The sequence below is a fragment of the Streptomyces sp. NBC_01465 genome, assembly GCF_036227325.1.
In the GTDB taxonomy this organism is placed as follows: Bacteria; Actinomycetota; Actinomycetes; order Streptomycetales; family Streptomycetaceae; genus Streptomyces.
The window spans coordinates 7,797,592-7,822,299 of the sequence record NZ_CP109467.1 but is presented as its reverse complement, the minus strand read 5'-3'; the positions used below and the strand labels follow the sequence as shown (position 1 = coordinate 7,822,299).

Below are 24,708 nucleotides of genomic sequence, written 5' to 3'. Positions count from 1 at the left end.
TGAGCACCCCCGGAAACACCCCCGGAAGGACCCGCATGACCTCCCCCCTCACCTCCCGATTCCCGTACGCGAAGGGCAGCGACGGCGCCCGCCGGCTCGGCTACGGCGCCGACTACAACCCCGAGCAGTGGCCGCGGGAGGTGTGGGCGGAGGACGTCCGGCTGATGCGCGAGGCCGGAGTGAACACCGTCTCCCTGGCGATCTTCTCCTGGGCCAGGATCCAGCCCACCGCCGGCACCTGGGACTTCGGCTGGCTCGACGAGATCATGGACCTGCTGCACGCGGGCGGCATCGGCGTGGACCTGGCCACCGCCACCGCGTCCCCGCCGCCGTGGCTCACCACCGCGCACCCGGAGATCCTGCCGGTGACCGCGAGCGGCGAGACCGTGTCGCCGGGCGCCCGCCAGCACTGGCGGCCCACCTCACCGGTCTTCCGCGAGCACGCGCTGCGTCTTGTACGGGAGCTCGCGACGCGCTACGCCGCCCATCCGGCCCTGGTCGCCTGGCACGTCAACAACGAGCTCGGCTGCCACAACGTCTACGACTTCTCCGACGACGCCGCCACCGCGTTCCGCACCTGGCTGCGCCGCCGCTACACCACCCTCGACGCCCTCAACCACGCCTGGGGAACGGCCTTCTGGTCGCAGAGATACAGCGACTTCGACCAGATCCTCCCCCCGCGCCTCGCGGCCTCGCACCCCAATCCGACCCAGCAGCTCGACTTCAAACGGTTCTCCTCCGACGCGCTCAAGGAACACCTGACAGCCGAGCGCGAGGTGCTGCGCGAGCTGACTCCGGACGTCCCCGTCACCACCAACTTCATGGTGATGGGCGGCACCAAGGGCATGGACTACGCGGACTGGGCCGGCGAGGTGGACTTCGTCGCCAACGACCACTACGTCATTCCCGGCCCGCAGGACCGCGACGAGCTGTCCTTCTCCGCCAACCTCACCAGCGGCATCGCCGGCCACCGGCCGTGGTTCCTGATGGAGCACTCCACCAGCGCGGTGAACTGGCAGCCGGTCAATCTCGCCAAGACACCCGGTGAGCTGGCCCGCGACTCGCTGCTGCACGTCGCACACGGCGCCGACGCCGTCTGCTTCTTCCAGTGGCGGCAGTCGGCGGCCGGCGCCGAGAAGTACCACTCGGCGATGGTCCCTCACGCCGGTGAGGACAGCGAGCTCTTCCGCTCCGTCGTGGAACTCGGCCAGACCCTTGAGGCACTCGCGCCGATCGCGGGCAGCGAGCGCGAACCGGCCCGGGTGGCCGTCCTGTTCGACTGGGACTCCTGGTGGACCAGCGAGCACGACTCCCACCCCACCTCGCGCCTCGACTACCACCGCGAGGCACTCGACTGGTACTCCGCGCTCCTGCGCCTCGGCATCCGCGCGGACGTCGTACCCGCCCACCGGGCGGACCTCGCGGCGTACGACGTGGTCGTCGCGCCCGTGCTGCACATGGTGTCCCGGACCCTCACCAAGGAGCTCACCTGCTACGTCGAGGGCGGCGGCCACCTCGTGACAACGTACTTCTCGGGAGTCGTCGACGAGAACGACCACATCTGGCTCGGCGGCTACCCCGGCGCCCTGCGCGAGCTGCTCGGCATCCGCATCGAGGAGTTCGGCCCGCTGCTCGACGGTGACACGGTCGCCCTCGACAACAACACGACCGGCAGCCTGTGGACCGACCGGATCACCGTCGAAGGCCCCGATGTCGACGTCCTCGCCGGCTATCGCACCGGCGCGTACGCCAACCGTCCGGCCGTCACCCGCCGCACCACGGGCCGGGGTTCGGCCGCGTACGTCTCCACACGCCTGGGCGCCGAAGGCCTCACCGCCCTCCTGCCCGAACTGCTCGCACCCGCCGGGGTGAGCAGCGAACTCCCCGACGAGGCCAGGGGACTTGTGGAGACCGCCGTACGCAGGGACGCGGACAGCCGTTACCTCTTCCTGATCAACCGGAGCGACACCCCGGTCCCGCTGCCCGGCGTCACCGGTGACGTGCTGATCGGCCCGGCAGTCGCGGGCGACGGTCTCGTCCTGCCTCCCCGCGAGGTGGCGGTCCTGCGCCAGGGCGCTCACTGAACCGCACCATCAACTGATCACCCGTACAACGATGTTGGGAGCACACGTTGACGCGCTTGACCCGCAGACGGTTCATGGCAGTCGCCGCCGCCACGGCGGCGGCCGCCGGGACCCAGCTCTCGGCCGCCCGGCTCGCGGCCGCGGCGACCCCCGACTCGGTCACGGTGACCCCCGATCCCTCGTATCTGCAGGACAGGTTCGAGGGCTGGGGCACCAGCCTGGTCTGGTTCGCGAACGCCACCGGGCACTACCCGGACGAGATCCGCGAGAAGATAGCTGAGCTGGTCTTCGGCCGGGACGGCCTCGCCCTGAACATCGCCCGCTACAACATAGGCGGCGGCAACGCCCCTGATGTGAAGGACTACTTGAGGCCGGGCGGCGCCGTCGAAGGCTGGTGGAAGGCCCCTGCGGGCACCACCCGCAACGACACCGACTGGTGGGACCCGGCGAACCCGGCGCACTGGAACGGACAGGCCGACGCCACCCAGCGCTGGTGGGTCGACCGGATCAAGAAGGACATCACCCACTGGGAGACGTTCTCCAACTCGCCGCCGTACTTCATGACGGTCAGCGGCTACGTCTCGGGCAACTTCAACGCCTCCCAGGACCAGGTCAAGACCGACTCGGTGGACGACTTCGCCGCCTACCTGGCCGGGGCGACCCGCCGGCTCGAGAAGGCGCACGGTATCGAGGTCAAGACGGTCGACCCGTGCAACGAACCCAACACCTCCTACTGGGGTACGCAGTTGGGTGCCGACGGGGAGCCGACCGGCGGCCGGCAGGAGGGCGCGCACATCGGCCCCGAGCTCCAGCAGAAGATCGTCCGCGCTCTCGCCCCCGCCCTGGCGCAAGCGGGCACCCGCGCACAGGTCTCGGCGATGGACGAGACCAACCCGACCACCTTCGCCACGAACTGGACCAGCTACACAGCTGACGCGAAGGCCCTCGTCGGGCAGATGAACGTCCACACGTACGGGACCGGCGGCCGCACCGCCGTACGCGACCTCGCGAAGGCGGCGGGCAAGCCGCTGTGGATGAGCGAGGTCGAGGGCGACTGGGGCGACGGGCAGTCCTTCACCGACATGCGTCCGGGTCTCGGGCTCGCCCAGCACATCGTCGACGACCTGCGTGAACTCGAGCCCACCGCCTGGGTGTTCTGGCAGCCCGTCGAGGACTACGACAACATGAAGCCGGGCGGCGAGTCGGCGAAGGGCGGCAACTGGGGCTCGGTGCAGGTCTCGTTCAGCGCGACCGCCGACGACACCCTGGAGACCTGCCCGGTCTACACGAACACCAAGTTCGACACGGCCCGCAACTTCACGCACTACATACGGCCCGGCGACCGCCTGGTCAAGGTCGACGACACCAACACCACGGCGGCCGTCAGCCGGTCGGGCCAGGGCGCCACCATCGTCCACGTCAACAGCACCACGGACGTCCGCACCGTGACCCTCGACCTGTCGAAGTTCGCGACCGTACGCCGGGGAGCGACCGTCACCCCGATCGTGACCAGCGCCGACGGGAAGCTCGCGGAGCAGGCGCCGATCAAGGTGACCGGCACCTCGGTGAACTTCACCGTGCCCGCGCAGTCCGTGACCTCGTTCGTGATCAAGGGGGTGTCCGGGGCCGCGAAGGACGCGGCGACCCTGCGCAGGGGCCGCACGTACGAACTGACCGGCGTGCAGAGCGGCAAGGACGTCACCGTCGCCGACGACGGCTCGGGTCTCGTCATCAGGTCCGCCGCGGGTACGGCCGGCCAGCAGTGGCGGCTCGTGCAGATCTGCGGCGACGGCGCGGGCAACCGCAAGCAGTACGTGTTCACCAGCGCGGTGGACGGCAAGCGCCTCGCCGTACGGAACGACGTCCCGGTGGTCGAACCCGACACCGGCGCACGCGACGCCGCCGTGCGGTGGATCATGTCGTCGACCGGCGACGGCACCTGGACCCTGGTCAACGCGGCGACCGGCAGGGTCCTGGAGGTCGGCGGCCAGTCCACGAACGACGGCGCCGCCGTCACCACGTGGCAGCCGAACTCGGGCGCCAACCAGCGCTGGAGGCTGACGGATGTGAGCGGCAGCTAGCCAGGTCTCACGCACGGCGCGTGCGAGCGGGGCGGCCCTCCGGAGCCCGCCCCGCTCGCACGCGACCCTCAGTTCCCGACCGCCTTGCCACGCCCCCACGCCCAGGCGAGCCTGTCCGCACCCGACTGATTGGTGGTGGCCAGCCAGGGGCGGTCCTCGGTGCCGGTCAGGGTCTGCAGCGAGTACGTGTCGTCGGTGCGCAGGCCGGGCCAGTAGACCGAGCCCATCTTCAGCTCGCGGAAGGTGTCGGTGACCGCCTGGAGGTAGTTGACGAAGTTGTCGTCCGGAGTCGGCACGTTGTAGTCGAGTCCGGTGGTCATCGGGGAGCCGAACTCGTCCGCGACGGTCCGCCCGGCGCAGTCGCCGATGCGCTCCTTGAGGTCGGCGACCCACTGGTCGTAGGTGGCGTACTCCTTCCAGAACCCGTAGTGGTGCAGCGACAGATAGGTGCCGGCCAGACGCGGGTCGGCGCAGACGGAGGTGACGTGGTCGTTGTAGCCGGCGCCGCTGACGAAGACACGGTTGCGCGGGACGGAGGAGTAGGTGTCCAGCCACTTCGCGGCCAGGTCGGCCCACTCGGTCTCGGTGTAGCCGTGCGGCTCGTTCATGGGCTCGAAGTAGACCCGGGGGTCGTGCTTGTACGTGGCGACGACCCTGTTCCACATGGGCCAGTAGGCGGCGGGGTCGTCGATGAGGCCGTCCTTGCGCTCGCCCGTCCCCTCCCAGTAGGAAACGATCACCTTGAAGCCCTGGTCGGAGGCCGCGTCGATGACTCCCCGGTAGGAGTGCCAGTAACTGCCGTTCACCGTGTACGGGTTGACCGGAAGCCGGACGGTGTTGGCCCCGAGGTTGGCGCGGAACGCCGAGATGATCCGCTTCGCCTTGCTGTACGTCTTGCCGTAGCTGTCGGTGGTCAGCAGGCCGGAGAGCTGGAGCTCGTCGTCTGCGTAGTTGTCCCGCGGGTCTGCCCAGTTGACGCCCTTGAACTGGGTGGTGTCCGCACGCGGGGCAGCGGTGGCGGGTCCGGCGGAGAGCGCGGCGACGCCGAGAGCGGCCGCTGCGACGGCCACGGCGACGGTACGTATGGAAGAGACAGGACGGGTTCGGGCCATGCGCACAGAGATTCCTCTTCAGGAGAGAGCGACTTGGTGAACAGCGGTGCCACATCGCCGGGTTGGGCGCGGGAGACACGCGTGGAGATGCTGGGACAGGCATGCGTCCGGCAGTGCGGGCAGGACCGGCCCACGCCTATGTTTACGCAAACATCACAGCGCCGGAATCGTCACATCCGACTCCTGGGCCGTCAAGACCTCACACCTGGAAGGCCGTTGAAGGTTCCACAAGATGCCCCTTATCGCTGATGATCCACCATTTGTCGTTCGGAGTATCGATCAGCCTTCGAGTTTTCGGACCAATCCTCGTCAAGGATCTTGACCGGGCCCCCGAGGACTCCTTCACTGGCCACCACCCCACCCCCACGAGCCACAGGCTCCCCCACACCCCGAGGACCGGTACGTATGCCCCGTAACGGAATATCCCGTCTCCCCGCAGCCACCTTGTCGCGGCGACACCTGCTCGTCGCCGGAGCGCTCACCCTGGGAGCCTCGGCGCTCGCCTCGCCGACACCCGCCCGCGCGGGCACCAGGAGCGCCGCCGCCCACGAGGGCTACCTCTTCGTCTACTTCACCGGCGAGGGCACCGCCGACGGCGAGCAGATCCATCTCGCACTCAGCCGGGGCAACGACCCGCTGCACTGGCGGGAGTTGAACGGTGGTGAGCCCGTGCTCACCTCCACCCTCGGCGACAAGGGCGTACGCGATCCCTTCGTCATCCGGTCGCCCGAAGGGGACAGGTTCTTCCTCATCGCCACCGACCTGAAGATCTACGGCGGGGCCGGCTGGGACGACGTCCAGCGGCACGGCTCACGGTCGATCATGGTGTGGGAGTCGACGGACCTGGTGAACTGGTCCGAGGAGCGTTCGGTGCAGGTCTCGCCGGCAACGGCCGGCAACACGTGGGCGCCCGAGGCCTATTGGAGCGAGGAGGAAGGCGCGTACGTGGTCTTCTGGGCGTCGAAGCTGTACGCCGAGGACGACACGGAGCACACCGGGGACACGTACAACCGGATGCTGTACGCGACGACCACGGACTTCGTGACGTTCAGCGAGGCCCAGGTGTGGAACGACCCCGGGTACTCGGTGATCGACTCGACGGTGATCGCGCACGACGGGACGTACTACCGGTTCACGAAGGACGAGCGGTCGGCATCGCAGTCGCCGTACGGGAAGTTCATCCTCCAGGAGAAGGCTCAGGACCTGCTCTCCCCGGCGTGGGAGACCGTCGCCGAGGGCATCGGCATGGGCTCCATGGCACAGGGCGAAGGACCTCTGGTCTTCAAGTCCAACACCGAGGAGAAGTGGTACCTCTTCATCGACGACTACACCGCCACCGGCTACATGCCCTTCGAATCCACCGACCTGGCCGGCGGAGTGTGGACCAAGTCCGCCGCATACCAGCTGCCCTCGGCCCCTCGGCACGGCACCGTGCTCCCGGTGACGAAGGACGAGTTCGACCGGGTCGACGCCAAGTGGGGCGTTGCCCCCGTCCTGGCCGACGAGGACGGGCTCGTGGCCCACTGGCCGCTGGACGGAAGCGCTAACGACGCCTCAGGGCACGGCTATCACGGCACCGCCACCGGGGACGCGGGCTGGGCCGACGGAGCTCTCGTGCTCGGCGGCGCGGGCGGGCACGTCAAGCTGCCCGACAACCTGCTGTCCGGGGTGGACGCCGTCACCGTGGCCGCCGATGTGTGGGTGGACAGCGATCAGGCGACGCCCTACTTCCTCTACGGGTTCGGGAACACCGCCTCCTCCACCGGCTACGGCAACGGCTATCTCTTCGCGACCGGCGGCAGCACCTCCGGCGGGTTCCGGGCCGCCCTGTCCGACGGCAACTGGAGCAAGGAGCAGGAGGCGAGCGCCAACACCGGGCTCGGGCGCGGACGTTGGGCCAACGTCACGTACACCGTCGAAGGAGACACCGCGCTGCTCTACCTCGACGGCGCCGTCGTCGCGCGCAACACCGCGATCACCCTCATGCCCTCGGACATCGGCGGCGGCCGCACCACGGCCAACTACCTCGGACGGTCGCAGTACACCTCCGACCACACCCTCAAGGGGCGGCTGCGAGACGTACGGCTGTACAACCGGGCCCTGACGGACGACGAGATCGCCGCGCTGCCCGCCAACGCCACCCGCGTACGCGGTGTGGAGATGAAGGAGCTCAAGGTTCCCGCCGTCATCGAGGGGGAAGGCGGGACCGTCGTCCTGCCGGTCGTTCCGGGTACTGATCTGCGGCGGCTGCGACCCGAGTTCACCCTCGCGCCGGGTGCGCGGATCAGCCCGGCGAGCGGGAAGCGCAGGGACCTGCGCAAGCCGGTGACCTACACCGTCACCTCCGCGGCGGGCGTGCGGCGCGAGTGGAAGGTGTCCGCGGTACAGATGCGTACGCCGGTGCTGCCCGGGCTCAACGCGGATCCCAACATCGTGGCGTTCGGCGGGACGTACTACATCTACGCGACCACCGACGGCTTCGCCGGCTGGAGCGGCACCACCTTCAGCGCCTGGTCGTCGAAGAACCTCGTCGACTGGAAGGACGAGGGCGTCATCCTCGATCTGGGCAAGGACGTGAGCTGGGCGGATGCGCGCGCCTGGGCGCCCACCATTGCCGAGAAGGACGGCAAGTACTTCTTCTACTACTGCGCCGAGGCGAAGATCGGCGTCGCGACCGCCGACTCCCCCACCGGCCCCTTCACGGACTCCGGCAAGGCCCTGATCGCGGCCAACCCGGACGGCACGGGACAGGCCATCGACCCGGCGGCCTTCACCGACCAGGACGGGCAGACGTATCTGTACTGGGGCAACGGGTCGGCGTGGATGGTCCCGCTCAACGACGACATGGTGTCCTTCGACTCGTCAAAAATCCGACAGGTCAAGGGACTTGATGACTTCCGCGAGGGTACGTTCGTGGTCCGGAGGGGAGACGTGTACCACCTGACGTACTCGATCGACGACACCGGAAGCGAGAACTACCGCGTCGGGTACGCCACCTCCGACTCCCCGTACGGGCCGTTCACGTACCGCGGTGTGGTCCTGGAGAAGGACCCGGCCCAGGGCATTCTCGGCACCGGCCACAACTCCCTGCTCCAGGTGCCAGGGACGGACGACTGGTACATCGCCTACCACCGCTTCGCGATCCCCGGCGGCGACGGCACACACCGCGAGACGACCATCGACAAGGTGACGTTCGGGGCGGACGGGCTGATGCGCGCCGTCACGCCGACGCTGGAAGGGGTGCGGCCGCGGCGCATCCCGTAGAGCAGGAGTGTCCATGACAAGAAAGCCGGTCACACCTCTTGACGGTGTGCCGGCTTCTTGGCTTGATGGGGGACAGTAGCGAGTGGGAGCGCTCCCATGCAGCTCCGTCGCGCTGCGGACGTTCGCCGGACCACCTGCCCGGCGAAGAGACCGGCTCTCAGCAGAGGAGCGCACCAGCGATGTTCCACAGTCATGCCCGCAGACGGCGATGGGTCGCCGTACTCGCCACCCTCATCACCATGTTCTGCCTCGCGCCCTTCATGGCCGCAGGTTCCGCCCAGGCCGCCCCCGCCGCCGGCTCGGGCTACTGGCACACCAGCGGCCGCCAGATCCTGGACTCCGCCAACCAGCCCGTACGCATCGCCGGCATCAACTGGTTCGGCTTCGAGACGACGAACCTCGTGGCCCACGGACTGTGGGCGCGCGACTACAAGAGCATGATCGACCAGATGAAGTCGCTGGGCTACAACACCATCCGGCTGCCGTACAGCGACGACATCTTCAAGTCCGGCGCAACGCCCGACAGCATCAACTTCTACCAGATGAACTCCGACCTCCAGGGCCTCAACTCCCTTCAGGTGATGGACAAGATCGTCACCTACGCGGGGTCCGTCGGCCTGAAGATCATCCTCGACCGCCACCGCCCCGATTCCAGTGGGCAGTCCGCGCTCTGGTACACCAGCTCCGTACCGGAGTCCACCTGGCTCAGCGACCTGACGGCCATCGCCACCCGTTACGCGGGCAACTCGGCCGTGGTCGGCATCGACCTGCACAACGAACCCCACGACCCGGCCTGTTGGGGCTGCGGCAACGCTGCCACCGACTGGCGGCTGGCCGCCCAGCGGGGCGGCAACGCGGTCCTCGCCGCCAACCCCAACCTGCTGATCTTCGTCGAGGGTGTGCAGACCTTCAACGGCAACTCCACCTGGTGGGGCGGCAACCTGCAGGGCGCCGGCCAGTACCCGGTCCAGCTGAGCACGGCGAACCGCCTCGTCTACTCCGCCCACGAGTACGGCACCAGCGTGGCCTCACAGCCCTGGTTCACCGACCCGTCCTTCCCCAGCAACATGGCCGGCATCTGGGACAAGAACTGGGGCTACCTGTTCCAGCAGAACATCGCCCCGGTGTGGATCGGCGAGTTCGGCACCACCCTCCAGTCCACCACCGACCAGACGTGGCTGAAGACGCTGGTCCAGTACCTGCGCCCGACCGCCCAGTACGGCGCCGACAGCTACCAGTGGACCTTCTGGTCGTGGAACCCGGACTCGGGTGACACCGGCGGCATCCTCAACAACGACTGGACCACGGTCGACACCGTCAAGGACGGCTACCTCACGAGCATCAAGTCCCCCGACTTCGGCGGTGGTGGCAGCGGCGGCGACACCCAGGCCCCGACCACACCGAGCGGCCTCAAAACCACCGGGACCACTTCCAGTAGCGTGTCGCTGTCCTGGACCGCCTCCACCGACAACGTCGGCGTGACCTCGTACGACATCTACCGGGGCAGCACCCTGGCCGGCTCCACCGCCACCACCGCTTACACCGACACCGGGCTGACCGCCTCCACGAGTTACAGCTACACCGTCCGGGCCCGGGACGCCGCGGGCAACAGCTCGGCCGCCTCGGCGGCGGTCTCCGCACAGACGGCCGGCTCGGGCGGCGGAAGCAGCGGCTGCACAGCGAGCTGGCGCATCGACACCAGCTGGAACAGCGGCTTCAACATCACCGTCACCGTCTCCAACCCGGGCACCACACCCACCTCCTCCTGGACGGTCGGCTGGACCTGGCCGGGCGGGCAAACAGTGGCCAACGCCTGGAACACGACCCTGCAGCAGAGCGGCACCGCGGTCACGGCCAGGAACGCCGCACAGAACGGCACCCTGGCGGCAGGCGGCTCGACCACCTTCGGCTTCCAGGCCAACGGTGCGGCGGTGACGCCGACCCTGAGCTGCACCGCGGCCTGACCGGCCGGCAGGGCATACAGAAGGGGCCGTCCGCAGACGGCCCCTGAACTGCTCAAACTTCCGACATCGCTGTCGGGACGACAGGATTTGAACCTGCGACCCCTTGACCCCCAGTCAAGTGCGCTACCAAGCTGCGCCACGTCCCGGTGCCCGTGTGACCTGGGGTTTCCCCCTGGCCGAACGCGCATGAGAACGATACCGCACTTCGGGCGGTGGTTACGAACCCCTTTCCCCCTTGACCTCAAGTTTGCTTGAGGTAGCACTGTCGTCTCCATGACAAAGGACCTGTACAGGCTGATGGCCCGGATGACGGGCGACGAGAAACACGGACCTGCCGCGACCTCCACCCTGGATGCGATCTGGGTCCTCTACGACCGCGTCCTGCGCGTGACACCGGAGACCGCCGACGCACCGGGGCGCGACCGGTTCCTGCTCTCCAAGGGGCACGGGCCCATGGCGTATTACGCGGTCCTCGCCGCGAAGGGGTTCATCGACGAGGCGCAGCTCGCGGGGTTCGGTTCGTACGACTCCCCGCTCGGACACCACCCCGACCGGCTGCTCGTGCCCGGCGCCGAGATCGGCAGCGGGTCGCTCGGGCACGGGCTGCCGATCGGGGTGGGCAGTGCGCTCGGGCTGCGGGCGCAGGGGCTCACCGATGCGCGCGTATGGGTGCTGATCGGGGACGCCGAGATGGACGAGGGGTCCGTGCACGAGGCCATCGCCTACGCCGGGCCCGCCGGGCTCGAGCAGCTGCACACCATCGTCATCGACAACGCCTCCGCCCGGTATGCGCGCGGCGGGATCGCCGCACGTTTCGAGGCGGGCGGCTGGTCCGTGCGGACCGTCGACGGACGCGATCACGAGGCGCTGTACGACGCGTACACCGCACCGCATCCCGGGCGGCCGCACGCCGTCGTCGCCCGGGTCGAGCCGAAGAACGCCTGAAGGACCGAGAGAGGGAGTCACTGTCGTGGACACCATGCGTGAGCGTTTCGTCTCGACCATGTCGGGGCTGCTGGACGAGGACCCCCGGCTTGCCGTCGTGCTCGCCGAAATCACCACCGACGCCTTCCGCGAGACCGCGCAGAAGCATCCTGACCGCGTGATCAACATGGGGATCCGGGAGCAACTGCTCATCGGCACCGGCGGAGGGCTCGCACTGACCGGGATGCGCCCCGTCATGCACACCTTCGCCAGCTTCCTCGTGGAGCGGCCCTTCGAGCAGGTCAAGCTGGATCTCGGGCATCAGGGGGTCGGCGGGGTGCTGGTGAGTGCCGGAGGGTCGTACGACTGGCCCGCCGGTGGCTTCACCCACATGTCCCCCGGCGACGTCGCGCTCCTCGACACCCTCGACGGATGGACCGTGCACGTGCCCGGGCATCCCGACGAGGCCGAGGCGCTGCTGCGCGATGCGGTGCGCGGCGACGACCGGGTCTACGTACGGCTGTCCCTGCAGAGCAACCGGCAGGCGCGGCCCGCGACCGGGTCCGGCTTCCTGACCGTGCGCGAGGGGCACGGCGGTGTGGTCGTGGCCGTCGGGCCGATGCTCGACGCGGTGCTCGCCGCCACGGAGGGCATGGACGTCACCGTGCTGTACGCGGCGACCGTGCGGCCCTTCGACGACGCGGCGCTGCGATGGGCGGCGGACGCTCCCGACCGGGCCGACGTCGTGATCGTCGAGCCGTATCTCGCCGGGACCTCGACGGCCGCGGCGAACAACGCGCTCATCGATCTCCCGCACCGCGTCCTCGGGCTCGGCGTCGGCCGGGCCGAGCTGCGGCGCTACGGACAGATGGACGAGCACCTCGCGGCCCACGGCCTCGACCCGTCCTCCCTGCGGGCGCGCATCGACGCGTTCCTGCGGCCGGCCGGGTGACATCTGGGTTCGTGCGGGGACGGCCGGGGGACTCTCCGCGACGATCTTGATCCATGGGGACCGGGACCGTACGCGAGAGGAATTGAACAACCGTGAAGAGGATGCTCGGGGCGGCCGTGGTCGCGGCCGCCGTCATGGCGGTCGCCGCGCCACAGGCCGGCGCGACGGACAACGTGCCCTGCCACAGCCCGCGGGACAAGGTCCTGGTCAATCCGAAGGACGGACGGCAGTGGCCGTCCACCGTAAGGACCTGCAATCTCACGCGCGGGCACGTCCCCGTGTACGAGAGCCGGAACCCCGGCAGCAGGGTCGTCGGCGAGCTGGTCCAGGGCGGCGGCGCCAACTGGTTCGTCTTCGAGAACAAGGGCGCGACCTTCAAAGACGGGTCGGCCGAGAACAACTGGTGGGCCTCGACCCAGGCCGACAACGGCGCCTGGGGATGGGTCCCGGAGGTGTACTTCGCCGGGGGTGACAACTACGAGGACGACGCCGGCCTGCTGATGCCCGGTGGCTACACCTGCGCCAACGTCTGCCCGCCGGCGCCGCCCTGGATGTGGTGACCCGCTAGGCCCCCGGGTTCGGCTTCACCGAGATCGTGAAGACCGCCGGCCCGGCTGCGGAGCCCGACAGCCGGAGCCGGTGCACGGACCCCTGCGGTCCGTGATGGCCGGCCGAGGGGATCTCTTCGGTACGGGGCTGCCAGCGGCCGGCGTCGTAGTGCAGAACGGCGGCGGCCGCCGCCCCCTGCCACCGGACCGTGCCGTCGCCGACTTCGGGCGCGATACGGCTGATGAACAGCTCCTCGGCCGTGGTCACCCCCTCGAAGGTGTCGGTGAGGGTGAGCGTCCCGTCGGCGCGCCAGTCGAAGGTGCGGCGGAGTTCCGTGTCGCCCTCGTACGCCGATGACAGGTCGAGCGCGAGACGGGCCCCGCTGTCGTCCGTTCGTACGGAGAGAACCGACGCCTCCGCGTCCCGGCCCGCGCGCTGCGGCCGGCCGTCGAGGACCGGAAGGGAGTGGCCCTCCGCCGAGGGGTGGAGGTGGGCGGTGTAGCGCTCGGGGCCGAAGTAGCCGTCGCGGTACTCCCCCGCGCCGAGGTCGGCGAGGAGCTGTTCGCCGCCCGCGGTGAGGACGAAGTGGCCGAGGTCGTTGTGGTTGTGCGGTTCGTCGTTGTGGCCGCCCTTCGCGGCGAAGGCGACCGGGAGGCCGTCGAGCGTGCGGCGGTCGGTGAGCCAGGCGAGGGCGGGAAGCCAGTCGGCGCCCTCGGACGGTGCGGAGCCGAGGACCGCCGGGTCGGTCCAGGCGAAGGTGCGCGAGAGGTGGCCCCAGCGGTAGCAGTGCTCGGCGTCGAGTGCCGGGACACCCGACAGGGACGGGAGGTCCACGGGGAAACGGGCGAAGAGGCGGGAGAGGAGACCGGTGGGGAGCGCCGCGTGTTCGTTGGCGTCGGAGAAGGGGACCCAGTGGCCGCGGCCGATCGACACCGCGGCCGGGAAGCCGGCTGCCGCCGCCGCGAGGGGCTCGGTGGCCAGGAGGTCGTGGCCGGTCCGGGCGTTCAACGCCTCGGCGAAGTACGTGAAGTAGCCGAATCCGTAGACCCAGTAGTCCAGCCCCTCCGCGCAGCCGCCGTCCGATCCCAGACTCGTGAGGTAGACGTCCATGGCGCGCAGACAGCGGTCGACGGCCGCGGCCAGCCGCGCCGGGTCGTCCTCGATCAGGAGGGCTGCCATGCCGGCCGCGCCCGCGCAGACCGAGGCCCAGTTGGAGGCGAAGGACTCCCACGCCCAGGGGCGCGGGTCGGCGAAGAGCGGGTCCAGGACGCGGGCGCGGATCTCCGTGCGTACGGCCTCGCGCACCGCGGCCGGGATCCGGTCCCCCAGGACGGCGGTGATCTCGGCCAGGGCGTGCGCGGTCTCGGCGGCGAAGAGGTCCACGCACTCGCGCAGGGGCCTGCCGAGGGCCGTGGCATGACCGGTGTGCGCGGGCAGCGCCCAGGTGAACTCGGCGCACACCGACCAGAGTTGGTCCGCGAGCGCCGCGTCCACGGCCGGGTCGTCGCCGGTGAGGGCCGCGAGGGCGAGGCAGTGCAGTCTGCGGCGGACGGCGAAGTAGCGGTTCTCGTAGCCGAGCCGTTCACCCGTCTCCTCGAAGAGACGGAACAGCGCATAGGGCGGCTGCGGGAGCGGGCCCTCGGCCACGGCCTCCGCCGCCGCCTGCCGGATCTCCTCGGCGAGCGGCGCGAGATGCGGTTCCTGCGCCGCCTTGCGCAGCGACTCGGCGGTGAAGGGGAGCGCGGGGGGCGTGGTGGCGAGGCGGGCCTGCAGCGCCGCCAGGGAGGGCCGGGTCATGAGGCGCGCACCTGACCGCGCTCGAAGTAGGCGACCAACTCGGGGTCGAGCGGCTCGACTTGGCGGGGGGTGCCGCCGTCGCGGAGCGACTCGGTTGCCCGTACACCTGCCGCCACGGCCATGCGGGCCGCGACCGGCGAGGTGTCGGTCAGGCCGCCCTCGCGCACGAACCGTACGAACTCGTCCATGAGCAGCGGGTCCGCGCCGCCGTGGCCCGCGTTGTCCTGGGCCTCGGGCACGGGGTGGATCTCGTCGGCCTCCCGGTGGACCGAGCGGTGGGTGTTCCAGACCTTGACGTGGCTTCCGGGGCCGTCGCCGAAGTTCTCCAGGCGGCCCTCGTCACCGATGACGGTGTAGTTGCGCCAGTAGTCGGGGGTGAAGTGGCACTGCTGGTACGAGGCCAACACCCCGTTGTCCAGGCGCATGTTGAGCAGGGAGACGTCCTCGACGTCGATGACCGGGTTCAGGTCGCGCTGGGTGTGCGGCGGCCAGTGGCCGTCCTTGGTGTACCAGTCGGCGGACTTGGGCTCGCCGGGCTCGCGGCGGTGCTCGTTGTCGCCGTAGACCATCAGGTCGCCCATGGCCTGCACGTCGCGCGCGTAACCGCCCGCGAGCCAGTGCAGGACATCGATGTCATGCGCGCCCTTCTGGAGGAGCAGACCGGTGGTGTGGCGGCGCTCGGCGTGCCAGTCCTTGAAGTACCAGTCGCCGCCGTAGGCGACGAAGTGCCGCACCCAGACGGTCTTGACCTCGCCGATCGTGCCCTTGGCGATGAGGTCGCGCATCAGGCGGACGACCGGCATGTGGCGCATGTTGTGGCCGATGTAGAGACGGGTGCCGGTCTCGTAGGCGGTGCGCAGGATCTCGTCGCAACGCTCGACCGTGATGTCGAGGGGCTTCTCGACGAAGACCGGCTTGCCCGCGCGCAGGGCCTCGCAGGCGAGGTCGGCGTGGGTGTGGTCGGGGGTGAGGACGAGGACCGCGTCGACGTCCGGGTCCTCGATGACCTTGTGGTGGTCGGTGGATATCAGGGCGCCGGGGAAGGCCAGGGCCGCCTCCGTACGGGCGGCGGGGTCGAGGTCCGCGAGAGCGCTGATGCGGGAGCCCGCCCCGGGCTGGTGGGCCGTGCGGGCGATGCTGCCGCGCAGGCCGTAACCGAGGACGCCGATACGGAGGTCGGTCATGGATCTTCCTTCGTTTGTACGGGTGTTACGCGGGTGGCGCTGATCTTGTGGACTCTACGGGTGGACGTTGACCTGGGCCAGAGCCACGCGACCGGTCCCTGTGAGCTTGATCCGTACGAACCTGCCGTGGGTGTCGGTGTTCAGCAGGCTCGGCCCCTGCGCCTTGCCGGCGATGTGGACGGTGGTCGCGTTCGCGTAGTCGGCGGTGTCCGCGTACTGGACGTCGAAGTCGCCGGTGGGCATGCCCGACGCGTTCCAGATCTCGGTCTGGCCGATGTGCTGGACGCTGCCGAGGTCGACCTGCCACCAGGCGCCGGGCTCGGAGAGCGTCTTGGTGGCGGTGTTGGTGATGTTCCCGTCGAGCGCCAGGTCCGCGGTGTTGGCGCCGTCCGTGGAGGACTGGGTGGCCGTTCCCGTACGGGCGAGATCGCGGCGCAGCTGCTCGACCGGGCCGCCGTGCGGTCCTGCCGAGGCGGCGGCCTTCAGCGCCTCGGCGGGCAGGCGGTCGAGGCCCTCGTGGTTGTCGACGAGCTGGGATCCGGTGCCGGAGAGGGGCGGGACGACGGTCTCGGCCCAGTTGGCGCGGGCGGTGTTCTGGATGCCGTAGTCGGCCCAGTTGGAGACCCACTTGCCGCCGGTCCGCGTGATCACGTTATTTACGACGAGGATGTGGGACGACTGCTCGTCGAGGTAGATGCCGTTGCCGTCGCGCTCGGTGTTCTCGTACGCGCTGCGGTTGATGTAGTTGCCGGAGATCACCGTGCCGGGCTGGGCGCCCTGGGTGTAGATCGCGCCGCCGTCGTGCTGGGCGTCCTTGACCTGCATGACGTTCGTGATGCGGTTGTTCGTGATCTTGTTGTCGCGCAGGACGGACTGCTGCGCCTCGGGCTGGTTCCAGCCCCAGCCGACGGAGATCCCGGCGTACGGGAGCTGGTCGAGGCTGTTGTGGTCGAGGGTCAGGCCGGCCTCGTACCCCGCCCAGATGCCGACCGCGTCGGTGTACTCCACGCCCGTGCGCCGGATCGTGTTGTACGCGAACGTGTTGTCCACGCCCGCGAGTTCGGGCGCAGGGTTGGGCTCGGTGTCGCCGATGTACGCGGCCCCCGAGGACAGGTCGGTGAAGGACGAGCGGGTGACCCCCGACTCCTGGGTGCCGGCTTCGAGGATCACCCCCGCCCCACCGAGGTGGGTGAACGACGCCCGGTCGACGGCGACGTCACGGCCGCCGCGCACGGTGAGCGCGGCGGACGGCTTGGTGTAGTAGCGGCCCGCGTGGTCGACGGGTCCGGTGGCGCCGGTGAGGGTCAGGCCGGACTGCATGCCCGCGTATCCCTCGTCGGTGGAGGGCTGGCGGTAGGCCGCGTAGGCGAAGCCGATGCCCCGGACGGTGATGTCGTGCGCGCCGTCGATGGTGAGGAGTTGCTCGGTGGAGGGCGTGACGGCCGTCGCGCGGCGCATGTTCTCGCCCTTGCGCGGCAGGTACGTGACCTTGTGCGCGGCCGAGTCGTAGGTGAACTCCCCCGGCTGGTCGAGGAGTTCGGGTGCGTTCTCGAAGAACGCGACGCCCGAGTAGCGCGAGGAGTCCACGGTCGTGGTGTCCCACGCCGGGCCTGTGCGGTCGGTGCCGCCGGAGGAGTTGGTCCAGCAGGGCTGGGCGAAGGTCATGAGGTCGCCGGTGACCGCTGCGATACGGCAGTGGTAGTTGCGCCAGCGGACCTTGATGACGGCTTCGGCGTCGGTGGGGCGCTTCCAGGCCGCGATACCGGTGCCTTTGGCCCCGGTCATGCCGGTCTTCGTCGCGTCGCAGACCGAGGCGGCGCAGGCCGCGCCGCGCGCCGGGGTGGCGCGCTGCCCGTCGACGAAGAGCTGGCGCGGGGTGACGCCTTCGGGGGCGCGGGCGCTCCAGGTACCGTCGGCCGCCTCGCTCCAGCCGGTGAGCGTCACTCCGCCGGAGAGGACCGGGTGGGCGCCGGGGGCTGCCGCCCAGGTGGTGCCGGAGTCGGCGGAGGTCAGCTTCAGGGCCTCGGTGCGGGTGTACGTACCGCCGGCGAGCTCGATCCGTACGCCGCCGTGGAGGGTTCGGGCCTGGTCGCGTGCGGCGTCCAGTGAACAGGGCCGGCTGTGGGTACAGGCCGTGCCGGTGCCGTGCGGGGAGGCGTGCAGGACCGGGGAGCCGGCGGCCTGGGCGACGGGCGCAGTGGCCAGGAGGGCCGCGGCGGCGGTCAGTGCGGTGGCGAGCCGGCGGTTCATACGGCGGCCTTCCAGTCGGGGTGGCCGGGCATCGGCGGGTTGACGGCGCCGAACAGCCAGTCGCGCAGGAAGGGGTCGAGGGTGCGGTCACCGGTGACCTCCACCGCGTGCTTGATGAAGAGCTCGCTGGTGTACGTGGAGTCCTTGTAGCGCCTCACCCACTCGCGCATGATCCGGTCGAACTGCCGTTGTCCCGCTTGGAGGTTGAGGGCGTAGAGGACGAGGGCGCCGCCGTCGTAGATGTTGGTGCCGCCGAGAGCGTTCGGGAGTCCGGGCGGGCCGTCGGCGGCGCGGACCGCGTCGAGCTTCTCGTACGTCGCCTTCATCTTGTCCTCGACGACGGACCAGCCGCGCTCCTGGCTGTAGACGGCGGCGTAGTAGGTGGCGGGGCCCTCGTTGAGCCAGGCCTGCTGCCAGTCGTTGGGAGTGACGGAGTCGCCGAACCACTGGTGGGTGAGCTCGTGGACCATCGTGTTCTCGTACGAGGGATTGCCGTCGGTGTTGAGCTTGAACCAGCTCGTGCCCATGAGGGTGAGGGTCTGGTTCTCGAGCGCGTCGGTGTAGCCGTCGTAGATGTGGAGACCGTACGTGGAGAAGGGGTAGCGCCCGAACTTCGCCTCCAGCCAGGCCAGATGGTCGGCGGTGCGCGCGACGATCGGTCCGTACTTCTCCTCCTGGCCCTGCGGGACGATGTGGCGCAGGGGGAGGCCGGTGTGGCTGGTGCCGTAGACGTACGTGCCCTTGACGACGGCGATGCCGACGAGCTCGGTGGCCATGCGCTCGCGGAGCGCGAAGTGCCAGACGGTGGAGCCGTCGGCGCGCGGGGTCTTGTGCAGGAGCTCGCCGTTGGCGGCGGCGACGAAGCCCTCGGGGGCGCTGATGTGGAAGGTCCAGGTGGCCTTGTCCGAGGGGGTGTCGTTGCAGGGGAAGAAGGTGTCGGCGCGGGAGGACTGGGCGGCGCAGGCGAAGCCGCCGTCGCTGCCGAAGCGCCAGCCGGTGACGGAGAGGCGCTTGGCCTTGCCGTTGCCGTGGTAGCCGACCTCGGTGGTAAAGGGGGAGTTGCGGTGGATCGGGTTCGCTGGAGTGACGGTGAGCTCTTGGCCCGATTTGCCGTCGGAGAGGGCGAATTGGGCTGTGCGGCCGTTGACCTTGACGGAGTCGATGGTGTGGCCGTCGGTGTCCAGGTTGAAGGCGGAGAGGTCCTGGGTGGCGCGGGCCGAGATCTTGACCGTACCCGTGAAGTCGTAGGTGACCGGGGTGAAGTCGAAGGTCAGGTCGTAGTGGGTGACTTGGTAGCCGCCGTTGCCGAGGGTCGGGTAGAGCGGGTCGCCGACGCCGGGTGCGCCGGGCTCGGGGTCGAAGCCGTGGGCAAGGGCGGGGGTGGAGAGGGCGGGCACGGCGACGGCTGCGGCGATCGCGGCACCGCCCGTCCGCTTGAGGAGGGTTCGCCTGGAGGTGCTGTGCGCCGTTGTCACTTCGTCCCCTTCGCAGATGCCTTCTCGAACTCGGCGCGGCAGGTGTCGCCACCGGCGTTGCGCCACTTCTTGACCAGGGCGTCGTAGTCCGACATGGACTTTCGGCCGGCGATGATGTCCTTCACGCCGTCCTGGTGGATCGTGTAGAGGCTGCCGTAGCCCTTGGAGTCCCAGGTGGGCGAGGTGTAGCCCAGGGTGACGTCGGGCCGGAGCATCGGGATGAGCTTCGTGTACGCGTCGTGCACGTACCGGACGGCGTCCTCGGAGGTCGTGCTGAAGAAGGCCGGGACGCCGGAGGCGAGCTTGCCCCACGGGACGGTGATGTCCTGGGCTCCCTGCTTGGTGAGGACCGGGTTGCCCTTGGCGTCGCGCTGGTAGTCGACGCCCTCGGTGCCGAAGGTGATCAGGGTGTACTCGACCGAGCCGAAGGGCGACGCGGCGAAGTCGGCGAGCTTGAGGATCTCCTTGACGCGGGCGCCGTCCGCCTTCTTGATGTGGGTGTTCTGGAGGGAGACGTTGTCCTGCCAGGAGACCGCGTCCGGGCCGAAGGGGAGCATGGGGCGCACGTCGAAGGACTTGTCGATCGCGGCCATCGAGTCGACGTACCCGACGCCCGGCGCAAGGTAGTTGGGCATGCCGTCGTAGACGTACGCGGCCTTCCCGTTCTTGAAGAGGTTCGTGTACTGGGCCTTCTGCGCGCCGACCATCTCGACGGTGCCGGGGTAGAAGCAGCCCGCCTTGTAGAGCTTCGCCGCGGTCTCGATCGCGGAGCGGTAGGCGTCGGTCTCCAGCCAGTACGTCCACTTGCCGGTCTTGGCGTCCATCGCCCAGAAGTACGGGGAGCCCGTGGAAGCCGCGAGGAGGTTGGTGATGCCCGCGGAGAAGGCGTACTGGTGCTGCTTCGGGTTCGTCAGCGCCTTGGCCAGTTCGGTGAACCGGTCGACGTCGGTGATCTGGTCGAGGTTGGTGACGCCGGCCTTGGCGAAGAGGTCGTGGCGGTAGAAGCCGACTCCGGCGGTTCCGATACGGGTGATCGGGATGCCGAAGATCTTGCTCCCGAAGGTCGCGCCCTGCCAGGCACCCTTCGGGATGGCCGCGAGGTTCGGGTAGTCCTTGACCTTGTCACCGGCGAGGTACGGCGTCAGATCCGCGCACTTGGCGGCGAGGAAGCCGGACTTGTTGTCGACGCCGCCGGTCTCGGGGTACATGAAGATGTCGGGCAGGCTGTCGCTCGCGACCATCGTGGAGAACTTGGTCGGGTAGTCGTCGGCCGGCACGGGCGTCACGTTCACCTGCGTGCCGAGCAGCTTCTCGATCGCCTGCCAGGCGGCATTCTTCCCCCGGGCGGGCGGCAGCGGCGAGAAGGTCTCCATGACGGCGGAGATCGGCTTGGCGCCCTTGAGCGGGGTGCCGGTGGTGGCGCGCTGCAGCTGGGCCGGGTACGCGAAGAAGCCCTGCGGGACTCCGGCCGCGGTGCCTGCCAGGTCCGGCTTCAGACCGATGTTGCGGACCGTGGTCGTCGGAAGGAGCGAGGTCGTCTTCGCCTCGGCCTTGGCGGTGGTGCCGCCGTCGCCGCAGGCGGCGAGGAGCGGGGCGGCCGCGACGCCGAGGCCGATGCCTGCGCTCCAGCGGAAGAGGGTTCGGCGGTTGATCTGGGTGGAGCCGGACATCTGGGATCTCCTCGGCGAGAAGCGGGACGGGACGGGGAAGTTGTGGGGGTGCGGTGCTGCGGTCAGCCCTTGATGGCGCCGGTGAGGACGCCCTTGGTGAAGTACCGCTGAAGGAAGGGGTAGACGAGCAGGATCGGGACGACCGCGACGACCAGGACGGCCATCTGCACGGCCTGCTGCGGCGCGACGGCCTCGCCCGCGCCGCCCTCGGCAAGGCTCTGGCCCTGCAGGACGAAGGTGCGCAGGACCATGGGAAGCGGCCACTTGTCGGCGTCGCCGAGGTAAAGCAGGGCGTTGAAGTACGCGTTCCAGTACGAGACCGCGTAGAAGAGGCCGACCACCGCGAGAACCGCCTTGGAGAGCGGCAGGACGACCTGGATGAGGACGCGGAAGTCGCCGGCGCCGTCGACCTTCGCGGCGTCGTACAGCTCCTCGGGCAGGTTCATGAAGAAGGACCGAAGGACCACCAGGTTGAAGGCGCTGACCATGGTGGGCAGGACGAGGGCGGCGAAGGTGTTGTAGAGGCCCAGCTCCTTCACCAGAAGGAAGTTGGGGATGACGCCCGCGTTGAAGAGCATGGTGAACAGCGCGGTCATCAGGATGAAGCGCGAGCCGACGACATCGCGCCGGGAGAGCCCGTACGCCATCCCGATGGTGCACAGGAGGCTGGCCGCGGTCCCGAAGACCGTCACTCCGAAGCTCACCAGGAGGGCGCGGGTGACGACGCCGCCGGTGAACACGGTGCGGTAGGCGTCGAGGTTGGGGTGGGAGGGCCACAGGACCAGGCCCGATGACTTGATGATGTCGGTCTGCGAGGCGAAGCTCGTGCCGATCACGCCGAGCAGCGGGTACGCGACCATCGCCACGACCAGCACGATGACGATGCCCTTGCCGGTGAGGCCGAGCTTGGTCGGCTTCTCCATCCACGGGGGCCTGGCGCCCGACGGCCTGAGCTGCTGCGGTGCCTGCTCGGTGACTGCCGCGGTCCTCACCTCCGAGGGGGTCGGGGTCGTCTTCTCCGGTGCGCTGTCGCGCGAGTTCTCAGCGGTCAGCACCGCGGTACACCCCTTCATGGCCGAGTCGGTGGGCGAACTTGTTGGCACCGATCACCAGTGCCGTGCCGATCACGGCCTTGACCAGGCCGACGGCGGCCGCAACGCCCCAGGCGTTGTCCTTGATGCCGTGGAAGTAGACGTAGGTGTCGAGGACTTCACCCGCTCCGGCGCCCACCGCGTCGCGCTGGAGCAGGATCTGCTCGAAGCCGACGGTGAGGATGTTCCCGAGGTTGAGGATCAGCAGCAGGATGATCACCGGGGAGAGCCCCGGGAGCGTGACGTGCCAGAGACGGCGCCACTTGCCTGCGCCGTCGATCGCCGAGGCCTCGTACAGGCCGCGGTCGATGGAGAGCAGCGCGGCCAGGATGATGATGGTGCCCCAGCCCGCGTCCTTCCACATCGTCTGGAGCGCGAGCAGCCAGGGGAAGGCGGCGGGGTCGGTCATCATGTCGTAGCGGGGCAGGCCCAGTGATTCGAGCACATGGGGCAGCAGGCCGGCGCCGCCGAGTATCTGCTGGAAGATCGAGACGATGATGACCCAGCCGATGAAGTGCGGCAGGTACACCACGCTCTGGACGAAGCGGCGGAGCTTGTCGCTGACGATGCTGTTGAGCAGCAGGGCGAGGGCGATCGGCACGGGGAAGAAGAGGACCAGCTGGACCACGGCGATCTTCAGGGTGTTGCCGGTGGCGGACCAGAAGTCCGGGTCGGCGAAGGCCGCGGTGAAGTTGGAGACGCCGACCCAGGCGCTGTGCATGTAGCCGAGGTAGGGCTGGTAGTCCTGGAAGGCCACCATGTAGCCGATCAGCGGTACGTAGTGGAACACCACGAAGTAGAGCAGCCCCGGCAGGGTCAGCAGCAGCATGACCTTGTCGCGCCTGATCCGCTGCCAGAGGCCCAGCTTGCGCTGGGCGGCGACGACGGGCGGGGCGGGCGCTTTGGCCTGCTTGCGCCGCTTTTCGAGCGGCATCGTAGGTGCTGTTTCAGCCATGGTGCCGTCCTGTTCGGCTGGGTGGCGCATGGTGGGCCTTCTGCCGCCGCAACGTAGTAAGCGGTTAACCCCAGCGTCAAGAGATTCGGGGGAACGTCTGCGTTACGCGATGTTTCTATGGCCGTTTTCTGTCCATCAGATCGCCAAATACCCGACAAATGCTGCCAGATGAGAGATCGGATCGCTTGACGCGCAGCCATTGCGCTCCCTAGCGTGCGGCCCATCCATAGAACGCGTTTACTGTCCGGAGGCAGGGTGCGCACCACCGACGAGGCACCGGTCCCGACCGCTACGGATCCCGCAGAGCCGCCCCCGCGGCGGCCGCGCACCGTACTGGCCATGGCACCGGGTCTGCTCGACGACGTCTTTCCGCCGCCGGTACGGGTACGGCTCGAGGAATCGGCCGATCTCCAACCGCCCTATGTCATCAGCGAGTTCGGCTCCCCCGAGGCGGCCGACGCACTTGCCGGTGCGGAAGTGCTCCTCACCGGCTGGGGCTGCCCGCCCATCGACTCGACCCTGCTGCACCGGGCGCCCGGGCTGCGCGCCGTCATCCACGCGGCCGGCACGGTCAAGACCTTCCTGGCCACCGAGGCGTACGAACGCGGAGTCGCGGTCTCCTCGGCGGCCGAGGCGAACGCCGTGCCCGTCGCCGAGTTCACGCTCGCGGCGATCATCATGGGCGCCAAGCGGGCCTTCCCGCTCTCCCAGCTCTTCCGCACCCGCCGCACCCACCGCACCGAGGCCGACCTCGACCGCCAGCACTGGATCGGCACCCACGGTCTGACCGTCGGCGTGATCGGCGCCTCGCGGATCGGGCGCCGCGTGATCGAACTGCTGCGGGTGATCGACGCCGACGTCCTGCTCTACGACCCGTATGTGAGCGCCGCCGAGGCCGACCTGCTCGGCGCGCGGCTCACCGATCTCGACACCCTGGTCGCCACCAGCGACGTGGTGAGCGTGCACGCGCCCGACACCCCGGCGACCCGGCACCTCCTGGACGCCCGGACGATCGGCCTGATGCGCCCCGGCACCCTGCTGGTCAACACCGCGCGGGGGCGGCTCGTGGACACCGAGGCGCTGACAGAACACCTGGTCAGCGGCCGGATCGACGCCGTACTCGATGTCACGGATCCCGAGCCGCTGCCGCACGGACACCCGCTGTGGGAGCTGCCCAACGTGTTCATCACCCCCCATATGGCCGGGGCCCAGGGCAACGAGGTCGGACGGCTCGGCGCGCTCGCCGTGGACGAACTCACCCGGTACGCCCGCGGGCTGCCCTTCAACCATCCCGTCCACCTCGCCGACCTGGACCGCATCGCATGAACGACACCACCGCGCAGGCCATAAACTCGG

16 protein-coding genes and 1 tRNA gene are annotated in these 24,708 nt (G+C 69.4%); 8 read left to right on the top strand and 9 right to left on the bottom strand.

The genetic code is table 11. The features are described from left to right. The first annotated feature begins 35 nt into the window (after nt 1-35). Nucleotides 36-2,084: a beta-galactosidase gene (locus tag OG707_RS36380; RefSeq protein ID WP_329126073.1), complete on the top strand. Its 2,049-nt coding sequence runs from the start codon at nt 36-38 to the stop codon at nt 2,082-2,084. Nucleotides 2,085-2,131: 47 nt separating this feature from the next. Continuing rightward, complete coding sequence (locus tag OG707_RS36375) at nt 2,132-4,165, top strand: RICIN domain-containing protein (RefSeq protein WP_329126071.1); 2,034 nt, start codon at nt 2,132-2,134, stop codon at nt 4,163-4,165. A 68-nt stretch (nt 4,166-4,233) separates the two neighbouring features. Here OG707_RS36375 and OG707_RS36370 read toward each other — a convergent pair whose 3' ends face one another. Further along, on the bottom strand, nt 4,234-5,277 hold the full coding sequence (locus tag OG707_RS36370; protein WP_329126069.1) for a glycoside hydrolase family 5 protein: 1,044 nt from the start codon (nt 5,275-5,277) through the stop codon (nt 4,234-4,236). 405 nt (nt 5,278-5,682) lie between these two features. On the opposite strand from OG707_RS36370, the gene OG707_RS36365 reads away from it, so the two are divergent. Continuing rightward, nucleotides 5,683-8,541, top strand: coding sequence for a family 43 glycosylhydrolase (locus tag OG707_RS36365; RefSeq protein ID WP_329126067.1), 2,859 nt, complete (start codon nt 5,683-5,685; stop codon nt 8,539-8,541). Nucleotides 8,542-8,720: 179 nt separating this feature from the next. Next, nucleotides 8,721-10,505, top strand: a complete 1,785-nt coding sequence (locus OG707_RS36360; RefSeq protein ID WP_443071439.1) for a cellulase family glycosylhydrolase — start codon at nt 8,721-8,723, stop codon at nt 10,503-10,505. Nucleotides 10,506-10,577: 72 nt separating this feature from the next. Here the strand turns inward: OG707_RS36360 and OG707_RS36355 are convergent. Next, nucleotides 10,578-10,651 (bottom strand) — tRNA-Pro (locus tag OG707_RS36355). 127 nt (nt 10,652-10,778) lie between these two features. On the opposite strand from OG707_RS36355, the gene OG707_RS36350 reads away from it, so the two are divergent. From OG707_RS36350 to OG707_RS36340, 3 genes are all read left to right on the top strand, one after another. Further along, nucleotides 10,779-11,450: a transketolase gene (locus OG707_RS36350; protein ID WP_329126064.1), complete on the top strand. Its 672-nt coding sequence runs from the start codon at nt 10,779-10,781 to the stop codon at nt 11,448-11,450. 25 nt (nt 11,451-11,475) lie between these two features. Next, nucleotides 11,476-12,381 (top strand): transketolase family protein, encoded by a 906-nt coding sequence (locus tag OG707_RS36345; protein ID WP_329126062.1) that lies wholly within the window; start codon nt 11,476-11,478, stop codon nt 12,379-12,381. A 92-nt stretch (nt 12,382-12,473) separates the two neighbouring features. Beyond that, on the top strand, nt 12,474-12,941 hold the full coding sequence (locus OG707_RS36340) for a hypothetical protein (protein WP_443071438.1): 468 nt from the start codon (nt 12,474-12,476) through the stop codon (nt 12,939-12,941). Between the two features lie 4 nt (nt 12,942-12,945). On the opposite strand, the gene OG707_RS36335 is transcribed toward OG707_RS36340, so the two are convergent. The 7 genes from OG707_RS36335 to OG707_RS36305 form a co-directional block, all read right to left on the bottom strand. Beyond that, nucleotides 12,946-14,727 carry a heparinase II/III domain-containing protein gene (locus OG707_RS36335; protein ID WP_329126060.1) on the bottom strand — a complete coding sequence of 594 codons (1,782 nt, stop codon included), beginning with the start codon at nt 14,725-14,727 and terminating at the stop codon, nt 12,946-12,948. Next, nucleotides 14,724-15,911 (bottom strand): Gfo/Idh/MocA family protein, encoded by a 1,188-nt coding sequence (locus tag OG707_RS36330; protein ID WP_329126058.1) that lies wholly within the window; start codon nt 15,909-15,911, stop codon nt 14,724-14,726. The genes OG707_RS36335 and OG707_RS36330 overlap by 4 nt, the downstream gene beginning before the upstream one ends. 54 nt (nt 15,912-15,965) lie before the next feature. Continuing rightward, nucleotides 15,966-18,161: a galactose-binding domain-containing protein gene (locus OG707_RS36325; protein ID WP_329126056.1), complete on the bottom strand. Its 2,196-nt coding sequence runs from the start codon at nt 18,159-18,161 to the stop codon at nt 15,966-15,968. Next, nucleotides 18,158-19,636 carry a M1 family metallopeptidase gene (locus OG707_RS36320; RefSeq protein WP_329126054.1) on the bottom strand — a complete coding sequence of 493 codons (1,479 nt, stop codon included), beginning with the start codon at nt 19,634-19,636 and terminating at the stop codon, nt 18,158-18,160. The genes OG707_RS36325 and OG707_RS36320 overlap by 4 nt, the downstream gene beginning before the upstream one ends. Beyond that, on the bottom strand, nt 19,633-21,306 hold the full coding sequence (locus tag OG707_RS36315; RefSeq protein WP_329126052.1) for an extracellular solute-binding protein: 1,674 nt from the start codon (nt 21,304-21,306) through the stop codon (nt 19,633-19,635). The genes OG707_RS36320 and OG707_RS36315 overlap by 4 nt, the downstream gene beginning before the upstream one ends. A 62-nt stretch (nt 21,307-21,368) precedes the next feature. Continuing rightward, on the bottom strand, nt 21,369-22,229 hold the full coding sequence (locus tag OG707_RS36310; protein ID WP_329128161.1) for a carbohydrate ABC transporter permease: 861 nt from the start codon (nt 22,227-22,229) through the stop codon (nt 21,369-21,371). A gap of 118 nt (nt 22,230-22,347) precedes the next feature. After that, complete coding sequence (locus tag OG707_RS36305) at nt 22,348-23,352, bottom strand: ABC transporter permease (RefSeq protein WP_329126051.1); 1,005 nt, start codon at nt 23,350-23,352, stop codon at nt 22,348-22,350. A 339-nt stretch (nt 23,353-23,691) separates the two neighbouring features. Here OG707_RS36305 and OG707_RS36300 point away from each other — a divergent pair, with 339 nt between their 5' ends. Then, a complete protein-coding gene (locus OG707_RS36300; protein WP_329128159.1) occupies nt 23,692-24,678 on the top strand; it encodes a hydroxyacid dehydrogenase in 987 nt (328 codons plus the stop codon). Nucleotides 24,679-24,708 lie beyond the last annotated feature (30 nt).

Coding starts and splice junctions, on each gene's coding strand:
- OG707_RS36365 (WP_329126067.1), top strand. CDS start 5,683: ATGCCCCGTAACGGAATATCCCGTCTCCCCGCAGCCACCTTGTCGCGG.
- OG707_RS36310 (WP_329128161.1), bottom strand. CDS start 22,229: ATGGAGAAGCCGACCAAGCTCGGCCTCACCGGCAAGGGCATCGTCATC.
- OG707_RS36350 (WP_329126064.1), top strand. CDS start 10,779: ATGACAAAGGACCTGTACAGGCTGATGGCCCGGATGACGGGCGACGAG.
- OG707_RS36380 (WP_329126073.1), top strand. CDS start 36: ATGACCTCCCCCCTCACCTCCCGATTCCCGTACGCGAAGGGCAGCGAC.
- OG707_RS36305 (WP_329126051.1), bottom strand. CDS start 23,352: ATGGCTGAAACAGCACCTACGATGCCGCTCGAAAAGCGGCGCAAGCAG.
- OG707_RS36325 (WP_329126056.1), bottom strand. CDS start 18,161: ATGAACCGCCGGCTCGCCACCGCACTGACCGCCGCCGCGGCCCTCCTG.
- OG707_RS36370 (WP_329126069.1), bottom strand. CDS start 5,277: ATGGCCCGAACCCGTCCTGTCTCTTCCATACGTACCGTCGCCGTGGCC.
- OG707_RS36330 (WP_329126058.1), bottom strand. CDS start 15,911: ATGACCGACCTCCGTATCGGCGTCCTCGGTTACGGCCTGCGCGGCAGC.
- OG707_RS36315 (WP_329126052.1), bottom strand. CDS start 21,306: ATGTCCGGCTCCACCCAGATCAACCGCCGAACCCTCTTCCGCTGGAGC.
- OG707_RS36360 (WP_443071439.1), top strand. CDS start 8,721: ATGTTCCACAGTCATGCCCGCAGACGGCGATGGGTCGCCGTACTCGCC.
- OG707_RS36300 (WP_329128159.1), top strand. CDS start 23,692: ATGGCACCGGGTCTGCTCGACGACGTCTTTCCGCCGCCGGTACGGGTA.
- OG707_RS36335 (WP_329126060.1), bottom strand. CDS start 14,727: ATGACCCGGCCCTCCCTGGCGGCGCTGCAGGCCCGCCTCGCCACCACG.